The 15,502-nt window shown below is 58.1% G+C and carries 15 protein-coding genes; 9 read left to right on the forward strand and 6 right to left on the reverse strand.

The features are described from left to right. The first annotated feature begins 71 nt into the window (after positions 1-71). The 3 genes from ACO05M_RS12625 to ACO05M_RS12635 are packed head-to-tail and all read left to right on the forward strand — an operon-like array spanning position 72 to position 3,480. The gene (locus tag ACO05M_RS12625; protein WP_421863326.1) at positions 72-2,018 is read left to right on the forward strand and encodes a vWA domain-containing protein; all 1,947 of its coding nucleotides are present in this window, start codon (positions 72-74) and stop codon (positions 2,016-2,018) included. An 11-nt stretch (positions 2,019-2,029) separates the two neighbouring features. Then, positions 2,030-2,581, forward strand: a complete 552-nt coding sequence (locus tag ACO05M_RS12630) for a sigma-70 family RNA polymerase sigma factor (RefSeq protein ID WP_421863329.1) — start codon at positions 2,030-2,032, stop codon at positions 2,579-2,581. After that, positions 2,578-3,480 carry a hypothetical protein gene (locus tag ACO05M_RS12635; RefSeq protein WP_421863332.1) on the forward strand — a complete coding sequence of 301 codons (903 nt, stop codon included), beginning with the start codon at positions 2,578-2,580 and terminating at the stop codon, positions 3,478-3,480. Before ACO05M_RS12630 ends, ACO05M_RS12635 begins: the two co-directional genes overlap by 4 nt. A gap of 88 nt (positions 3,481-3,568) precedes the next feature. Here the strand turns inward: ACO05M_RS12635 and ACO05M_RS12640 are convergent, their stop codons facing one another. Further along, positions 3,569-4,015: a GFA family protein gene (locus ACO05M_RS12640; protein WP_421863335.1), complete on the reverse strand. Its 447-nt coding sequence runs from the start codon at positions 4,013-4,015 to the stop codon at positions 3,569-3,571. Positions 4,016-4,273: 258 nt separating this feature from the next. Here ACO05M_RS12640 and ACO05M_RS12645 point away from each other — a divergent pair, with 258 nt between their 5' ends. Then, on the forward strand, positions 4,274-5,827 hold the full coding sequence (locus ACO05M_RS12645) for a diguanylate cyclase domain-containing protein (protein WP_421863338.1): 1,554 nt from the start codon (positions 4,274-4,276) through the stop codon (positions 5,825-5,827). Between the two features lie 42 nt (positions 5,828-5,869). Here the strand turns inward: ACO05M_RS12645 and ACO05M_RS12650 are convergent, their stop codons facing one another. Together ACO05M_RS12650 and ACO05M_RS12655 are read right to left on the reverse strand one after the other, a co-directional pair. Continuing rightward, the gene (locus tag ACO05M_RS12650; protein WP_421863341.1) at positions 5,870-8,812 is read right to left on the reverse strand and encodes an insulinase family protein; all 2,943 of its coding nucleotides are present in this window, start codon (positions 8,810-8,812) and stop codon (positions 5,870-5,872) included. 54 nt (positions 8,813-8,866) lie between these two features. After that, positions 8,867-9,688 (reverse strand): SDR family oxidoreductase, encoded by an 822-nt coding sequence (locus tag ACO05M_RS12655; protein ID WP_421863343.1) that lies wholly within the window; start codon positions 9,686-9,688, stop codon positions 8,867-8,869. A gap of 266 nt (positions 9,689-9,954) precedes the next feature. Here ACO05M_RS12655 and ACO05M_RS12660 point away from each other — a divergent pair, with 266 nt between their 5' ends. Beyond that, complete coding sequence (locus ACO05M_RS12660) at positions 9,955-10,821, forward strand: phasin family protein (RefSeq protein ID WP_421863346.1); 867 nt, start codon at positions 9,955-9,957, stop codon at positions 10,819-10,821. Between the two features lie 158 nt (positions 10,822-10,979). Here the strand turns inward: ACO05M_RS12660 and ACO05M_RS12665 are convergent, their stop codons facing one another. From ACO05M_RS12665 to ACO05M_RS12675, 3 genes are all read right to left on the reverse strand, one after another. Beyond that, the gene (locus tag ACO05M_RS12665) at positions 10,980-11,657 is read right to left on the reverse strand and encodes an FAD-dependent monooxygenase (protein ID WP_421870741.1); all 678 of its coding nucleotides are present in this window, start codon (positions 11,655-11,657) and stop codon (positions 10,980-10,982) included. Next, on the reverse strand, positions 11,546-12,220 hold the full coding sequence (locus tag ACO05M_RS12670; RefSeq protein WP_421863349.1) for an FAD-dependent monooxygenase: 675 nt from the start codon (positions 12,218-12,220) through the stop codon (positions 11,546-11,548). The genes ACO05M_RS12665 and ACO05M_RS12670 overlap by 112 nt, the downstream gene beginning before the upstream one ends. A gap of 117 nt (positions 12,221-12,337) precedes the next feature. Then, a complete protein-coding gene (locus ACO05M_RS12675) occupies positions 12,338-12,643 on the reverse strand; it encodes a tetratricopeptide repeat protein (protein ID WP_421863353.1) in 306 nt (101 codons plus the stop codon). Between the two features lie 241 nt (positions 12,644-12,884). Here ACO05M_RS12675 and ACO05M_RS12680 point away from each other — a divergent pair, with 241 nt between their 5' ends. From ACO05M_RS12680 to ACO05M_RS12695, 4 genes are all read left to right on the forward strand, one after another. Next, complete coding sequence (locus ACO05M_RS12680; protein WP_421863356.1) at positions 12,885-13,409, forward strand: aminoacyl-tRNA deacylase; 525 nt, start codon at positions 12,885-12,887, stop codon at positions 13,407-13,409. A gap of 75 nt (positions 13,410-13,484) precedes the next feature. Continuing rightward, the gene (locus tag ACO05M_RS12685; RefSeq protein ID WP_421863359.1) at positions 13,485-13,916 is read left to right on the forward strand and encodes a hemerythrin domain-containing protein; all 432 of its coding nucleotides are present in this window, start codon (positions 13,485-13,487) and stop codon (positions 13,914-13,916) included. Continuing rightward, positions 13,910-14,200: a DUF2249 domain-containing protein gene (locus ACO05M_RS12690; RefSeq protein ID WP_421863362.1), complete on the forward strand. Its 291-nt coding sequence runs from the start codon at positions 13,910-13,912 to the stop codon at positions 14,198-14,200. Before ACO05M_RS12685 ends, ACO05M_RS12690 begins: the two co-directional genes overlap by 7 nt. Before the next feature lie 13 nt (positions 14,201-14,213). Further along, complete coding sequence (locus tag ACO05M_RS12695) at positions 14,214-15,488, forward strand: hypothetical protein (RefSeq protein WP_421863364.1); 1,275 nt, start codon at positions 14,214-14,216, stop codon at positions 15,486-15,488. The last annotated feature ends 14 nt before the right edge of the window (positions 15,489-15,502 follow it).

Raw genomic sequence — 15,502 nt, forward strand, 5'->3', positions numbered from 1 at the left:
TGTACGATTGGTTAAACCTAATTCCCAAACCCTGGCGTTTATAAGAGCAAACCCACCGAGGAGATGCTCCTATGTACAGTTTTCATCATCAAGCGAATAGCCTAACCGAGACCTCAAACTCCTACTTCAAGCTAACCCCGCTAGCCCTGACTATCAGTCTGGTATTGCTCAGCGGTTGTGCCGGAGACCGGCAAGATCAAACAGCGGTATCAGTTGAGCCGGACCAGTCCCAACGCCAAGCACAAGCTGCGCAACCGGCCGGCAGCCATCAGAGCGCTGACAAGGCGGCCGAAGTACAACCCGCCCTCCCCGTGATCGCTAAGCCTCAACCTCGGCTGGAACGAAAGCGCGAACTTCGGGAGCAATCGTACAACCAGCAAGCCATTGCCCAGCCCCGGCTTGAAGCCGAGTCGCTGCAAGCCAGCCCGCAACAAGCGCTGGCGCAGTCGTTGCCTCAAGCTATGCCACGGGCAACGATGGGTAAGATTGCCACGACCGATGCGCTGCATTCGCCCCCAGTGCCGCTGCCGATTGTCGCCCCCTACCCAATCGAAGCCGATTCCGAGCAGTATGCCGAATTCCGCGACAACCCGATCAAGAGCACCGCGGTCGATCCGCTCAGCACCTTTGGCGTCGATGTGGATACCGCCAGTTATTCGCTGACGCGCCAGAGCCTAAATTCGGGTGTACTGCCCCGGCCCGAATCGGTTCGCACCGAAGAGTGGCTGAACTACTTCGACTATGACTATCCACGTCCGGAATCCCAACAACAGCCGTTCAGTGTCACCACCGAGCTGGCCCGCGCACCCTGGGATCAGGATCGGATGTTGCTATCGATCGGTTTGCAGGGCTACGAGGTCGACAAGGCCGATCTACCTCCCTTGAACCTGACCTACCTGATCGATGTGTCCGGCTCTATGCATGCTCCCAACAAGCTGCCGCTGGCGGTCAACGCGCTGAAGATGCTGACCCGCCAGTTACGTCCTCAGGATCGGGTCGCGATCACCGTTTATGCCGGTGCTGCCGGACTGGTGCTGGAGCCTACCGACGGCACTGACAAAACCAAAATTATCGCTGCCCTGGATCGGTTACGTGCCGGTGGATCGACCGCCGGTGGTGCCGGTATCCGACTGGCCTACAACACCGCCAAACAACATCACACCGACGGCGCCATCTCACGGGTAATCCTGGTATCCGACGGCGATTTCAATGTCGGCACCCGCAACACCGATGAGTTGAAGCGGTTGATCGAGAAAGAGCGCGAGTCCGACGTGTCCCTGTCGGTGATGACTCTGGGTCGGGGCAATATCCGCGATGAGTTGATGAACACCCTGGCTGAAACCGGCAACGGAACCGCCGCCTATATCGACTCGGCCATCGAGGCCAAGAAGCATCTGGTTGACGGCATGAGCGGCACCCTGATGACGATCGCCAAGGACGTTAAAGCACAGATCGAGTTCAACCCGGCGGTGGTATCCGAATACCGTCTGCTCGGCTATGAAACCCGCCACCTGGAGCATCATGAATTCAACGACGACCGCAAGGACGCCGGTGATATCGGCGCCGGTCACCGGGTCACCGCGCTGTACGAACTGATCACCCACGACAGTCCAGCCAGACTCAATCCGCAGCGTCGTTATCGTCAAGCATCGACTCAGAGCCCGACCACCGGCGGCAACGACACTGAAACCTTATATAGCAACGAGCTGGCCTATCTGAAGTTACGCTACAAACTGCCCGGCCAGTCGCGCAGCACCCTGATCAGCCAACCGATCTATCGCGATCAGCTGAAAGCAGTCGGCACCGAGAGCGATAATCTGCGCTGGAGTGCTGCCGTAGCCGGTGCGGCCCAGTACGCTCGCGGGGTCGAGTCGATGCAAGATTGGAGTTTCCAGCAAAGTCAGCAACTGGCCCGTCAGGCCTTGGGAGAGGATCATTACGGTTACCGTGCCGAGTTCGTCCGCCTGCTGGGATTGGCGAGCGACCTGGATCAACCCTTACGTGCCGATTTGAGGTAGTCTCTGCGTTCATGGATACCCAGACCACGGATGAAACCCTGATGCAGGCCTATCGCGACGGCGATTACGCGGCCTTTGAAGCCCTCTACGGCCGCCACAAAGCAGCTGTAGTGCGTTTCTATCGTCGCCAGGCCGGTGATCAGATTGCCGAAGAACTGTTGCAGGAAGCCTTCCTGCGGCTGATCGGCGCACGCCAGCGTTATCAGCCGCAGGCCCTGTTTCGGACCTATCTGTGGACGCTGGTCCGAAGTGTACTGGTCGATCACTACCGCAAGCAGTCCCGCAGCTTGCCCGAGTCCTATCAACAAGCCGACCCCGATGCCCTGATCGAATCGGAGCAGTTGGAGCCGGCACGCCAAGCCTGCCGGGATCAACAGCTCGACCGGCTGCTGGCACTAATCGCTACCCTGCCGGCGGCGCAGCGGGAAGCCTTTCTGTTGAAAGAGGAAGCCGGGCTCAGCGTCAACGAAATCGCCACGGTAACCGGCGATAGTTTCGATACCATCAAAAGTCGGCTTCGCTATGCGGTTAAGAAGCTCAGAGCCGGGCTGGAGGAGTCATGAGTCACCCAACGCAACACGGAAACGGGTCGGACCCGCTCGATGAAATGGATGACCTGTCAGCCCTCTACGGCGCCTCCCGTGAGGAATCTCCGGCAATCAGCCCTGCGACTGATCAGGCGATTCTCGCGGCGGCCAAACGGGAACTGGGTACCGGCCCGCAGCGGCCGACATCCGCTGATAAAAGGATCCGACGCTGGTCCGTCCCCTTTGCCGGTGCGGCCCTGATCTTACTGTCGACGACGCTGTTTATGACCACTCAGGACCAGTTTCAGGGCCCGTTGCCGGTCTTTGCCCCCGAATCGGCCCGCGAGTCGGCCCCCGAATTACCCGCTCAATCCAAAGCGCCCCCAACCCCGGCCGTTACCACAAGCCCCCAACAAAGGACGGAATCCTTGATGGACTTGGCCCCCATGGCAGAAATGGAAGCGACACCGCAATTGTCTGAGTCGCCGTCAGAATTATCGTCTGAGTTGCCGATCGAGCTGCAGCAAGCCGATACGCCACAAGCGATGGTTCGGCAGCAGCGCTCAAGCCTCAGTGCCAAACAGCCGGAACGCGATCGAGCCGCTACCTTGCTCAGTAAAGAGAAGAAACAAGCCCAACAGTACCAATCCGAAACCAACGAGCGCGCGGCAACTCTGATGGACAGCGTTCAGTCCACCAGTGTCCCTCAGGCGGGCACACTAGCGACACCGGCGGCGAGCCTGCAAGCCGAATCCCTCTCCCAGCTAACTGCCGACCAATGGCTGGCGCAGATCAAGGCACAACTGGAAGCCGGTGAGATAACCCAAGTCAGGAAAGAACTGGAGCGCTGGCGCCAAAGCCACCCCGAGCACCCGGTTCCCGACTGGGCCAAAGCCCTGTTGAGCCCGGCTGATCAGGGTGACGCCTCGGAGTAACCCGAACGCCTAGTCCGTCAGGCTCGACCGCATCATCGGGGCGATCACATGCTCGACGAGACTGGACAAGCATAGGTGACGGAGCTGCCTATCCGGCCCCGTTATCATCGATCTCGGGCGGCGCGTACATCGCAAAAACCTCGGCACCGGTCATCATTTTGGTCGATTCGGCAAAGTTGTAATAAGCCGGTTTCTCATCCACGAAGATCTGCGCCTGCAGCTGCCAGGACGGTTCGTCATCCAACAGCCCGACCGGCAGAATATACTGGCCGGATGCCTTGATTCGGTAGAACAGATGGGTGCCACAATCGCGACAGAAACCACGTTCAGCCCACTCTGACGAGTCGAAGGTCGCAATATGATCGACACCGGTGAACGCCACGTCAGCACCGCAATCCAGCGCGTGTAGCGGCCCGCCACCCCAACGACGGCACATGCGGCAGTGGCAGCTGCTGACTGAAGGATCAACCTGTTGCACCGCGACGGCCACGGCACCGCATAAGCACCGCCCGGAAACCTTGATTGGATCTGCCATGATCTATCTCCCAACGTATTGATAGGAGCCACTAAGAGGCTCTTTCCTTGTTCATCCCGTTACCTTAGTCAGCTTCTTTATCGGCTTCCACCCACAAGCAGCACGGGAGCGGGATATTAAACCGTTGATTCATTAGCTAAAACTGATAGTTGATGCAAGTTAAGGCGATTGACCCTGGCCGTCGATAGGGTTAAATAGCTGGAAACTGCTTCTCCTATAATCACTAACAGTCGTCACCTCGCCAGGAACCCCAATCCGATGATTCGCAGTTCGAGGTTTATTACCGCCAAACAACTTCGCAAGCGCTACATCTTTGCCCTGTCGATGATCGCGTTGCTGATCACCGTGTCACAGCTGAGCCTGCAGTTGTTGATCGCGGCGCAGGAGAGTGATTCCGACATTATCAACCTGGCTGGCCGTCAGCGCATGCTGAGCCAGAAGATCGCCAAAAGCAGCGTCAACCTGGTTCAAGCGACCGGAACGAGCATCAAGGAGAGTCATCGACAGGAGCTTCGTGATGCTACCCGGCTCTGGGTGAAGACCCAGCAGGGTCTGCAGTTCGGTGACGAGAGCGTCGGCCTGCCTGGTCGCAACAGCGATGAGATACAAGCGCGTTTTGATGCGATTCAACCGACCTACGAAGCCATTCTCAGCGATGTCAGCAATCTGCTCGATCCGGATATCAGCCATGCTGAGTCCATCGTGGCATTGCTGAATATTCAGCGAAACGAGGCGGTCTTTCTTGAAGCAATGAACGAGATCGTCTTCCTGTACGCCGAAGAAGCCGCCAACAAGGTCAAACGCATTCAGCTGTTCGAGGTCTTTCTGTTCGTCGCCACATTGTTGGTTCTGGTAATCGAGGTCTTTTATATCTTTTCACCGGCCGCCCGACGGGTCGAACAGACCATGAACAGTCTCAGGAAACGCTATCGCGATCTGGAGAAACTGTTCTCAGCCACCCCCACGGGGATGTTGCTGGTTGATGCCAGGGATCTGAGTATCGTGGTCGGCAACCAGCGCATGCTCAAGGACCTGGGGTTGGACACCAAAAAACCGGGACGGCATAAACTTGACGCCTTCCTCCCCAATTCGCACTCAAGCAACCAAGTCTTTCTGGAACGCCTGCGGTTGGAGGAGCAGATCGACGAAGCCGAAATCGTGCTCGATAACCCCCTAGGTCAAACCCTGGAGATGCTGGCATCGGTCAGGCAGTCGGATCTTCGCGGCCGAGAGGTTTATATCATTGGCTTCACCGATGTCAGCGATATCAAGAGAGCCCAGAAAATCATCGAGCACCATGCCAGCATCGACGCGATGACCCAGTTGATCAATCGCCGGACCGGACTGTTGATGCTGGAAAAAGCCTTCGCCAATGCCCAGCGATATCACAACCCGTTAACCGTCTGCTATCTGGACCTGGATGGTCTCAAGCAGGCCAATGACCGATATGGGCACGCCGAAGGTGACTGGCTGATTAAAACGTTCAGTAAGGTCTTGGCCGAATCGATCCGCGAGGCGGATATCGCCACACGGCTCGGTGGGGATGAATTCCTGTTGGTTCTGCCGCAGTGTGAAGCCAACGAATCCTTGGAACTGATGCAGCGGCTGGAGCAACAACTACGGCAGATCAAAGAGGATCTCTGTAAAGCCTACAGCCTCAGCTTCAGTTACGGCGTGGTTGAGCTGGATACAAGCCGCCACAATAACGCCCAGCTATTGTTGGCCGAAGCCGACAAGCAGATGTATCTGCAAAAGCACGCCAAGCGTGATCCAGCCCCGCTCAGTCCGGAGCAGGACTCGTACAGCGAATAAGCTCGCTGCACCCTATCCTGTCTCCGGTAAGAGCCTGGGCTATCAGATTTTACACAGCTCGAATCCCTGGTCTGCCAGTGTCTCCGCCTGCTGGGGATCGGTCACCACCGCTTCGCTGCAGGGTTGGCCACTGAGGTAGGTCGCCGCGACCCGCTTCAGATCCTCAACGCTCACCTTCAGAATTCGCGCCCGGAAGGCCTGTCGCTGTGCCGGGGTCCGACCGAACAGCGCACTATGATAAGCCTGCTTGGCTTCGCCGGCCGGCGAACCGGGCTTATCGATATTGCTGACTACGCCCAGAATCGCCTCCTCCAGCCGGTTGTCGGCATGATCCTGTTGAATCAGCCAGTCGATCGACGCCTCAAAGTCCTGCATCGTCTCTTCCAGCCGAGGGTCACGGTAGGAGAAGAAACGGAAGCAGGCATTGGCTGAGTCTTGGCTGGCACCGGAGCCGTAGGCTCCACCCTGTTCCCGGATCGCCCGATGCAGGAAACCATTGCGCAGGAAATCACCGAGCACCGTCAGCGCCGCCGCATCCTCATGCTCAACCGGCACAGTGGCATAGGAACGGGCACAGAAGTTAACCTGGGTATTGGTCCCCCAGGCCTGACGCACCTGGCTGCGGGACTGCGGTAACGCGAAGGGGATGAAGTCTTTGCTATCGAGGTTCTGCCAATGCTGCAGCAGCGCCTCATCACAGTCGTCGCGCTTGCTCGGCTCAGCCACCACCAGATAGTGGCGCGGCGCTTTCAGCAACAGCGAATGCAGTTCGGCCAGCTGACCGGCAAACTGCTGTAACTGGGTCGCGTCGTTGAGCTGGGCATCGAGTTGCTTCAGGTGCCGGATACTCTCGAGCCCCTGCTGACGTTCACTTAGCCGAGCCGACGGGCTGTAGCCGCTGCTGGCTGCCATCATCGCCAGGGCATGACCGCTACCGGTGATGCTCTGTTGCTTGCGGGCCAGTTTTTGTGCCATCAACTCGCGAATTTTGGCGTGCTCGTCAAACCGCAACCCATTAAAGGTGGTGGCCATCAACTCGGCCAGCGCATCGACATTATCCAACAGGGCCTTACCGGACAGGGTCAGATAGCCCTTAACCTGCTGTTCGTCATCGATAGCCCCGCGAACGCTGGTATAGGCGCTGATGCCACCGCTGACCTGCGCCTGCCAGGCCTGAGCCTGCTGGTAGCTCAGCTCGCCACAACCCAGTTCGGTCATACAGCTGGTGTAATACGGCAGCAGTTGCTGCTGCTCGTCGGTCAACTGCGGCAGCTCAACCAGCAGTTGCTGATAAACCAGGCCATTGGTGCCGCGACCATAAAACACCCGCCGACCGCAGCTCAGCTCAGCCTGCTCGCCCTCGGGAATGCGGATCTGCTCGGGCACGTCGTCCAGCCCAACCCGGGGCAGGACGCTCTCATCATCCTGTTGGTTCTGACGCTCTTTCAACGCCGCTGCACGGTCCAGCAGCCACTGTTTCTGTTCATCGCTCAGCGACGACTTGATCGCCGCCAGCTTGTCGGCCTCACCCTGATCACGTCGCTTGGACAAGCCGTTATCAGGACGCAGCGTCAGCCTTACCCGGTGCTGGTTGTCCAGCAGTAAGCGCTGAACCAGCTGTTGGACATAGTTCGGCTGTCGGATCTTTTCATGCAACGACTCCAGTACCGGATCGAGGTTGATCGCCGCGACCGGGTCGCCGCGGTGAATCGCCGCACCCAAGCCACCCAGCATCAACTGCAGGCCGTAGGGGTAGCCGTCACCACCGATTTCACGCTGGCTCAGCTCCAACTGGTGCAGCGCCGCTTCCAGCTGTGACTGTTCAACGCCCTGCTCGGCCACCTGTCCCAGCACCTTGAGCACCATGGCTTCGATCGCATCCGACTGCTCCGGCTCGGTGCCTTCCAGGCCGCACATAAAGCTCATCTCGCGGTTGGAATCTTCCAAACCGCATAAGGGAGAAGGCGCATTGCCCAGCTCGGTGGACTCCAGCGCGAACCGCAGCGGCGAGGCGCTGTTATCGAGCAGCACCCGTGACAGCAGGTGGGCTTCGAGCAGCTGCTCCAAGTCGGTGCTGTTGCCCAGCAGCCAACCCAGCACCACATGGGTCTTGGCACTGCTGTCTTCATCTTCGAGGGCGTAGGCCTCTTCGACCCGTACCGGCGCATAGTAACGCTGCTCATCCGGCACACCGATATCGAGTGGCTGCGCCTCGAAACGAGCCAGCGCCTGCTGTTCAAACCGCTGCTGCAGCTCGGCCGCCGGCAAGTCGCCGAAGCTCATAAAGATCGCATTGCTGGGGTGATAGTGACTGCGATAGAACGATTTGAGCTCGTCATAGCTCAGGCTCGGAATTACCTCCGGGTCTCCACCACTGTTGAAATGGTAGGTTGTGGTCGGGAACAGATGTTTGGTCAGGGTTTGCCACAACAGGCTGACCGGGGAACTCATCGCCCCCTTCATCTCGTTGAACACCACCCCTTTGTAGACCAGCGGCGAGTCGGGATTGCCCTCCTCTTCAAACTCGATCCGATGGCCTTCCTGAGCAAAGTCGAGCTCGTCCAGGCGGGTGAAGAATACCGCATCCAGATACACATCCAGCAGATTGAAGAAGTCTTTACGGTTCTGGCTGGCAAACGGATAAGCGGTCCAGTCGGAGCTGGTAAAGGCGTTCATAAAGGTATTGAGCGAGCGCCGGGTCATCATAAAGAACGGATCACGAACCGGATATTTCTCACTGCCGCACAGGCTGGTGTGTTCCAGAATATGGGCTACACCGGTGGAGTCTTCCGGAATGGTGCGCAACGCCACCAGAAAGACGTTCTCGGTATTTTCCGAGGCGATATGGTAGTGCTTGGCACCGGTGACACGGTGGCGGTATTCGGCCACGTCAATGCCCAGGGATGCGATCGTCTGGCTACGCTCAAATTCGAAACTGTTATGGGGAGTCAGGGCCTCGGAGGCGTTAACGCTGGCTTGGCTCATCGTTGTCCTTATCTGTATCCAGGTCTTGTCGTCAATCTTGTATCCGGGTCTTGGTTAGCCCCGGCTGAGGATGCGATCCAGTAGGGTCGTGGGCAGCACCCGCTTCAGGAAAGCAAATACATAGGTAGGTGTAGTGACATAGTAACGTGTTTTCGGCCGCCTTGCCTGTAACGCCGCCAACAGCTTATCGGCCACGGCATCGGCAGGCAGCGTAAAACGGCCACTCAGGCCGGGTTTGGTCAACCGCGCGTCCATCGCCGCATAAGCCTGGGCATGGACACTCTGCTCGGGATCGATGTATCGCAGGAAGGCACGACGGGCGTTTTCCCGAAAGCAGCTGTCTATCGGCCCCGGTTCAATCAGCACAATATCGATACCGCTGCCGTTGAGCTCCATCCGCAGCGTGTCGGCCATCGCTTCAAGGGCAAACTTGGAGGCGTTGTAAGCCCCGCGATAAGGCATACATACCAACCCCAGTACCGATGAATTGAGCACAATCCGCCCCTGCCCCCGTGCCCGCATCATCGGCAGAATCGCACAGGTCAGTTCATGCCAGCCGAACAGGTTAGTTTCAAACTGTTGCCGCAGCGCATCACGACTCAGGTCCTCCAGCGCCCCGGGTTGGCCGTAGGCGCCGTTATGGAACAGCGCATCCAAGTTGCCGCCACTGCGCTCTTTCACCCAGGCAACCGCCTGCGCAATGGAGTCCGAACAATCCAGATCAAGCGGGTGCGCCTCGAATCCCAGCTGCTGCAAGCGCTCAACGTCTGCCGCTTGTCGGGCGCTGGCCAACACCCGATACCCGGCATCGCGCAAACGTTCGGCACTGCGCAAACCGATGCCGGAGGAACAGCCGGTGATCAATACAGTATCCAAAGCAATCGGCTCCTTAATTCGAAGGCGGAATGGCGTCATCAAACCAAACCAACAATGTCATAGAACAGGGGTAAAATTCCTTTGCTGCACCGCCGCATAAACCATTGACAATACGGCGCTGCTCAATTTATAGTCACCAGCATCTTTGCTGCATTGCAACAAGTCATTCGAACCGTTCGGTTTGATACATCCCGGTTAAGGTTGTAGCGGGTACGCAATGCAGAAAAACAGGTTTTAAATTAATCGCTTGATGATGGAGCACGTACATGTACGAATCAACCATGGAAAACGTCAAGTCCAGTCTCCAGCCTCTGGTGGAACTGGCCGAACTCAACCGCAAAGCCGTAGAGCAGATCGCCAACGCCCAGGCTGACTACCTGAAGGTGTGCATCAGCACCAGCATCAAGCAGGTTCAGTCGCTGACCTCAACCCAAAGCGCCCAGCGCGTGACCGAACTCTCTTTTGAAGCGGCCAAGTCGTTCGAAGATCAGTTCAACGGCATGGCCAACCAAAACCTGGCAACCCTGAACGAACTGCGCGATGGGGTCGAAAACGTCCTCAGCAGCAGCTACAGCGACAGCATGGAGCGGATCAACGAACTCTACAATGTCGAAGCCGGTCTGAAAGAAGTCGGCGAGCGTTTTAAGGCCGTCACCGAAAGTCTGACACCGGCTGCTGCAGCCCCGGTTGCTACCCCGGCCGCCAAACCGGCTGCCAAGAAGGCCGCACCGAAGAAAGCCGCGGCTCCGGCCAAGAAGGCCGCTCCGGCTGCCAAGAAGCCTGCCGCCAAACCGGCAGCCAAGGCTGAAACAGTTACCAAGGAATCCGCCCCGAAGGCTGCACCTAAAAAAGCAGCCGCGAAGACCGCCACTAAAAAGGCCGCGCCTAAGCCGACCGTCGCTGATGCCATTGCAACAGTGACCGAGAAGGCCGCTCAGAACGCTACCACCAAGAAGCCGGTCAAGCGTGCCGCCGCCAAGCCGGCTGCCAAGAAGGCCGCCCCGAAGAAGGCCGTAGAGAAAAAGGCTGAAGCCCCAAAAGCCGAGCCCAAAGCCGCAGCGGCCAAACCCGCTGCCAAGGCCAAGCCGGCCGCCGCCAGCGGCGTTCGTGCGGCACCGGCTCGTTCACGCTAACGCGTCGTTGTTTAAGTCGCTGTCCAAGCACAGCATCAAAAAGGGCGGCCCTTGGGCCGCCCTTTTTCGTTTCCGTTAATAAGGTTATTACCGCAATGCCTGAATCACGGCCCCTTCAACCAGGGTTTCGATCTTGCTGACAATCGGCAAGCGCGCCGTCAGGCTTTGCCTTCCGGCTGGGTTAGACGTGGAAACTTACCGTCCAGCCCCATGGCAAACTTCATGGCCAGGTTACGCGCCGGCGTGACCCGCTGTGCCAACCCCAGACCCAGATTACGAAGCAGCTTCAACGGCATTTGATCATTGCTGAAACAACGACAGATCATGTCCATCCCGCCCATCATGATCAGGTTGTGCTGTTTGCGGGCATGCTGATACCGCTGTAGAACCTGCAACGCACTCCAATCCTGACCGCCCTGAACGGCATCACCGATCTGCTGCGCCAGTTCAGCCGCATCCAGCAAGCCGATATTGACCCCCTGCCCGGCCAGCGGATGGATCATATGGGCCGCATCCCCGACCAGCGCCACCCCGGGTTTGACATAGTCCAATGCATACTGGCTGCGTAGCGGGAAACTGGCACGACCCAACAGCTGCTCCAGCTCACCCAGCTCGGATGGGAAAGCGGCATGAAGTTCTTCCATAAACCGATCCGGATTGAGCGTCTTTAACCTTGCCACTTCTTCCGGCCGGTTGTACCAGACCACCGAACCGTAGGGACCGCTCAGCGGTAAAAAGGCCTGCGGACCTGCCGGGACAAACCGCTGCCAGGTGATATCCTGTTGCGGGTAACGCGTCTTGACGTAAGCAACCAGTGCCTGTTGCGAATAGACCAGTTATGCACCCCGATACCGACCTGTTGCCGAACCCAGGAAAAGCCGCCATCGGCAGCCACCAGCAGCCGACATCGCAGCTGGCTGCCATCGTCGCAGCTAAGCTGGGTTTTGCCCTGATCGGGCTGGTAGAGCAACCGTTCAACCCGCACCGGACAACGAAGCTCGATAGTGTCGCAGTGCTCGATCTGCTCCCATAGCGCCAACTGCAGAATGCGATTTTCGACGATATGCCCAAGTACCGGCTGATCGATATCGGCACAATCAAACCGGGTATCCCCCTGTCCGGAGGTCTCCCACACCCGCATCCGCTTGTACGGGCATAAGCGTCGCTGCTCGACCCCCTGCCAGGCGCCGATATGACGGATAAAGTTCTCCGAGGCGGGGCTGATGGCAGAGACCCGCAAGTCATGGGGCTGATCGCTGCTGAACGGTTCCGGACGGTTGGCTTCCAGCAGCAACAGCTTCAGGCCGGTTGGTGCCAGGGCAGCCGCCAGGGCAGCGCCGACCATCCCGGCGCCGACAATGACGATATCGTACTCGGAGGTTGTTGCGGGTCCATTCATGCAGCCGGCTCCCAAAGATCTAAAGGGCAGATAATTAAAGGAAAACGATTATAGCGCCCCGACCGGAAAGCGGCTAACCGAAGTCGACAGACTCGTGAACCTGCGCTTGGTTAATGGCTATCGCTGCAGACGTTTCAAAAAGACCTGCATTTCCTTAACCGCCTGCACATCCCCCTGGGCCTCGGCCACACGGATACCCTGTTGATAGCTGTCCATCGCCTGCTGCGGTTGCTCAGCCTTGAAGTAGGCCTTACCCAGGAGTTTCCAACCGGCGGAGTAGTCCGGTTTTTGCTCCACACAGCGCGTCAAGTGTTCGATCGCCTGTTGCAGCTGGTTCTGCTTCAGATAAGCGCTGCCAAGCCCGAACCTCAATTCGGCGCTGTCCGTTCCCTTTGCCAGCAATTTTTCGAGCCCTTCTATCATCACCTTACCTCTGCGAATGGCTGTGCTCAGTCTAGCGCGGATACCCTATCCTAGTTTATCGAACGGCCGCCTACTGCGAAGCCGCTCGAGAAACCATTCGAGGCGCTAGCCATTGTCTTCGACCCCCACCACTCGGAATTATTCGATCAAGGCAATTGAATAGATCTCAAGTTTCGATCAGAGCAGTTGGTCTATATAAGAATCGGTGCATTGAGAGCCGGCCCAAATCGGAGGTGAGATCATGGCGATGCCGATACCAATGAGTGAATTCCTCAGCAATCATCATGTTGATTACCATATCCTCAAGCACAAACCGACCGCCATTGCTGCCGAAGCTGCCCAGGCAGCAGCGATTCCGCTAGCCGAACTGGCACGCTCCAGCATCGTCGAGTCGATCAACTACCCCGGCCAGCTATTGATGGTATTGCTGCCGGCTTCCCATCTGCTCGATCTGAACAAACTCGGACAACTCACCGACGAAAACTTCCGTGAGATCGAACCGGCCCAACTCAAAGAGATTTTTCAGGATGCCACGCCCTGCGGAATTCCAGGTCTGGGACAACCCTTTAATCTCGACATGGTGGTAGATCAGCGACTGTTCCGGGTTCCCCGGGTTTACCTTGAAGATGGTGACAATACCGAGCTGGTCAAGCTGTCCCAGCAGCAGTTTGCTCAACTATTGGGCGGACTACTCAGTGGTGATATTTCACGTCCTCCTCCCAGCCCAACCCGCACCGCGATGCGCTGGTCGACGCAACTGACGTAGATCAATGCTGAACTGAAAACGTAGCGTCCATAATCGTCTCCAGCGACATCTATATATTTTTTGGGACAGCTACACATGACATCCATCAGCGAATTTATGACCTCCGATCATCGCCGTTGCGACGAGTTTTTCAACCAGGCGGAAGAAGCCGTTAGCCAAGGTCAGTGGGACGCCGCGCAGCAGGGCTGGAGTGAATTCCAGCAGGCGATTGAGCATCATTTTTCGATGGAGGAGCAGGTCCTTTTCCCCGCTTTTGAACAGGCTACCGGCAGTACCGCTGGCCCCACGTCGGTCATGCGCATGGAGCACGATCAGATGCGTCAGCTGTTCAGCCAGGTTGGACAGGCGCTGCAGGACAAAGATGCCGACACCCTGCTCGGCGCCAGCGAAACGCTGATGATCCTGATGCAACAGCACAACATGAAGGAGGAACAGATCCTCTATCCGATGTCGGTGCGTGCGTTGCCCGATCCCGACGGCACCCTCAGCGAGATGCAGCAATGCTAGATCCCGACCGGCTCGCCCCCATCGAGCTGGACGTAAGTGAACTGGAACCACCAGAACCCCTGCTGGAAGTTTTCAAAGCGCTGTGCCAACTTCCAGCCGGCCATCGACTACAGGTAATCCACCGGCGCACCCCTTACCCCCTGTTCGAAATGCTGGCGTTAAGCGGCTACCATCACCGCTGCCAACAGCAGCTCCAACAGGTGCTGATCCAGATTTGGCCGGGAGAGAATGCCGACCCGGAAGCGCTGGCCCGACTGGTCAGCGCCGCCGGCCCATGCGAGTGAGTCTAAGGATAGAATGAGAACCGACGGGCTGAATTTCGACAACATCCCGCCCCTGAGCATCCCCTACGGTTTTTTTGCCACCGCCCCCTTATTCGGTGTGCTGGCCGGTCTGGTGCTGTTGTTCCAACCCCAGGCCCTGACGGCACGCTGGGAGCCGGCGGCACTGGCGCTGGTGCACCTACTCACCCTCGGTTTTGCCGCCCAGATCATGCTGGGTGCGCTATGCCAGGTGATGCCGGTAGTCAGTTCGCAACCGATTCCATTGAGTCGACCCCAGGCGTTACTGGTACGCGGATGCATCAGCATCGGCACGCTGCTGCTGTCGCTGACATTTCTGTTTCCAGGCCCGATCCTATTCAGTCTGACCCTGAGCGCCTTTATTTTCGGCTTCGGCTTGTTCATTTTTCGGCTGCTACAGGCTTTGATCAAGATTCGGCCGGCGGGTCATACCCTGGTCGCAATCCGGCTGGCGGCGTTCTGCCTGCTGATTACCCTGCTCGCCGGGGTAATCCTGCTGTGGTGGCGCAGCAGTCCACAGACCGCCCCCCTGGCCCCCATCCTGACCACCGACCAACATGCACTCTGGGGAATCCAGGGCTGGGGCCTGCTGCTGGTTGTCGGGGTCAGTTTCCAGGTTATCCCGATGTTCCATGTCGCGCCGGATTTTCCCGCTCGGGTGCAGCGCTGGCTACCGGCGGCGCTGTTGCTCAGTCTGCTGTTGGGTACGGCGCTGGACGGGATCGCTGCGGTGCTGATGATGGCATTGAGCAAACTGCTGGTACTGGGGTACTGCGCTCTGGCGGCCCACCACCTGGCACGACGGCGGCGCAAGCTTCTCGACTACACGATACGCTTCTGGCAGTTGGCGCTGGGTTGCATCGCGCTGTCGATGCTGGTCAATCTGGCGACCCTGGGCTGGCCCGAACTACCGAACCGGTTGCCACTGGCCGAACTGAGTGCGATTCTGTTCGGTTTTGGCGGCCTGCTGGCGGTTATTTTCGGAATGCTGCAGAAGATAGTGCCTTTCCTGCTCTATCTGCATCTACAGCGGCAATGCCTGACCCAGCCTGAGAAACTGTTGACCCTACCCAACATGAAGCAGCTGATCTCCACCGACCGTTCCAAACGTCAGTGGTGGCTCCATTGCACCGCGCTTTGCGGCTTACTGATCGCCTTATGGCTACCGATATTAACCCCCCTTGCCGCGCTGCTGCTGATCGCCGATTTCGTCTGGCTGGGCTGGACACTGCACCAGGCTTTTGCCCTCTATCGACAGCACCTGAACTAACCATTCTGTGCCGC

Source organism: Motiliproteus sp. (assembly GCF_965230735.1).
GTDB lineage: Bacteria > Pseudomonadota > Gammaproteobacteria > Pseudomonadales > Balneatricaceae > Motiliproteus.

Excerpts from the sequence above, each read along its gene's own strand:
- ACO05M_RS12695 (WP_421863364.1), top strand. The coding sequence starts at position 14,214 with ATGAGAACCGACGGGCTGAATTTCGACAACATCCCGCCCCTGAGCATC.
- ACO05M_RS12635 (WP_421863332.1), top strand. The coding sequence starts at position 2,578 with ATGAGTCACCCAACGCAACACGGAAACGGGTCGGACCCGCTCGATGAA.
- ACO05M_RS12670 (WP_421863349.1), bottom strand. The coding sequence starts at position 12,220 with ATGAATGGACCCGCAACAACCTCCGAGTACGATATCGTCATTGTCGGC.
- ACO05M_RS12660 (WP_421863346.1), top strand. The coding sequence starts at position 9,955 with ATGTACGAATCAACCATGGAAAACGTCAAGTCCAGTCTCCAGCCTCTG.
- ACO05M_RS12650 (WP_421863341.1), bottom strand. The coding sequence starts at position 8,812 with ATGAGCCAAGCCAGCGTTAACGCCTCCGAGGCCCTGACTCCCCATAAC.
- ACO05M_RS12625 (WP_421863326.1), top strand. The coding sequence starts at position 72 with ATGTACAGTTTTCATCATCAAGCGAATAGCCTAACCGAGACCTCAAAC.
- ACO05M_RS12645 (WP_421863338.1), top strand. The coding sequence starts at position 4,274 with ATGATTCGCAGTTCGAGGTTTATTACCGCCAAACAACTTCGCAAGCGC.
- ACO05M_RS12685 (WP_421863359.1), top strand. The coding sequence starts at position 13,485 with ATGACATCCATCAGCGAATTTATGACCTCCGATCATCGCCGTTGCGAC.
- ACO05M_RS12690 (WP_421863362.1), top strand. The coding sequence starts at position 13,910 with ATGCTAGATCCCGACCGGCTCGCCCCCATCGAGCTGGACGTAAGTGAA.
- ACO05M_RS12630 (WP_421863329.1), top strand. The coding sequence starts at position 2,030 with ATGGATACCCAGACCACGGATGAAACCCTGATGCAGGCCTATCGCGAC.
- ACO05M_RS12640 (WP_421863335.1), bottom strand. The coding sequence starts at position 4,015 with ATGGCAGATCCAATCAAGGTTTCCGGGCGGTGCTTATGCGGTGCCGTG.
- ACO05M_RS12675 (WP_421863353.1), bottom strand. The coding sequence starts at position 12,643 with ATGATAGAAGGGCTCGAAAAATTGCTGGCAAAGGGAACGGACAGCGCC.
- ACO05M_RS12680 (WP_421863356.1), top strand. The coding sequence starts at position 12,885 with ATGGCGATGCCGATACCAATGAGTGAATTCCTCAGCAATCATCATGTT.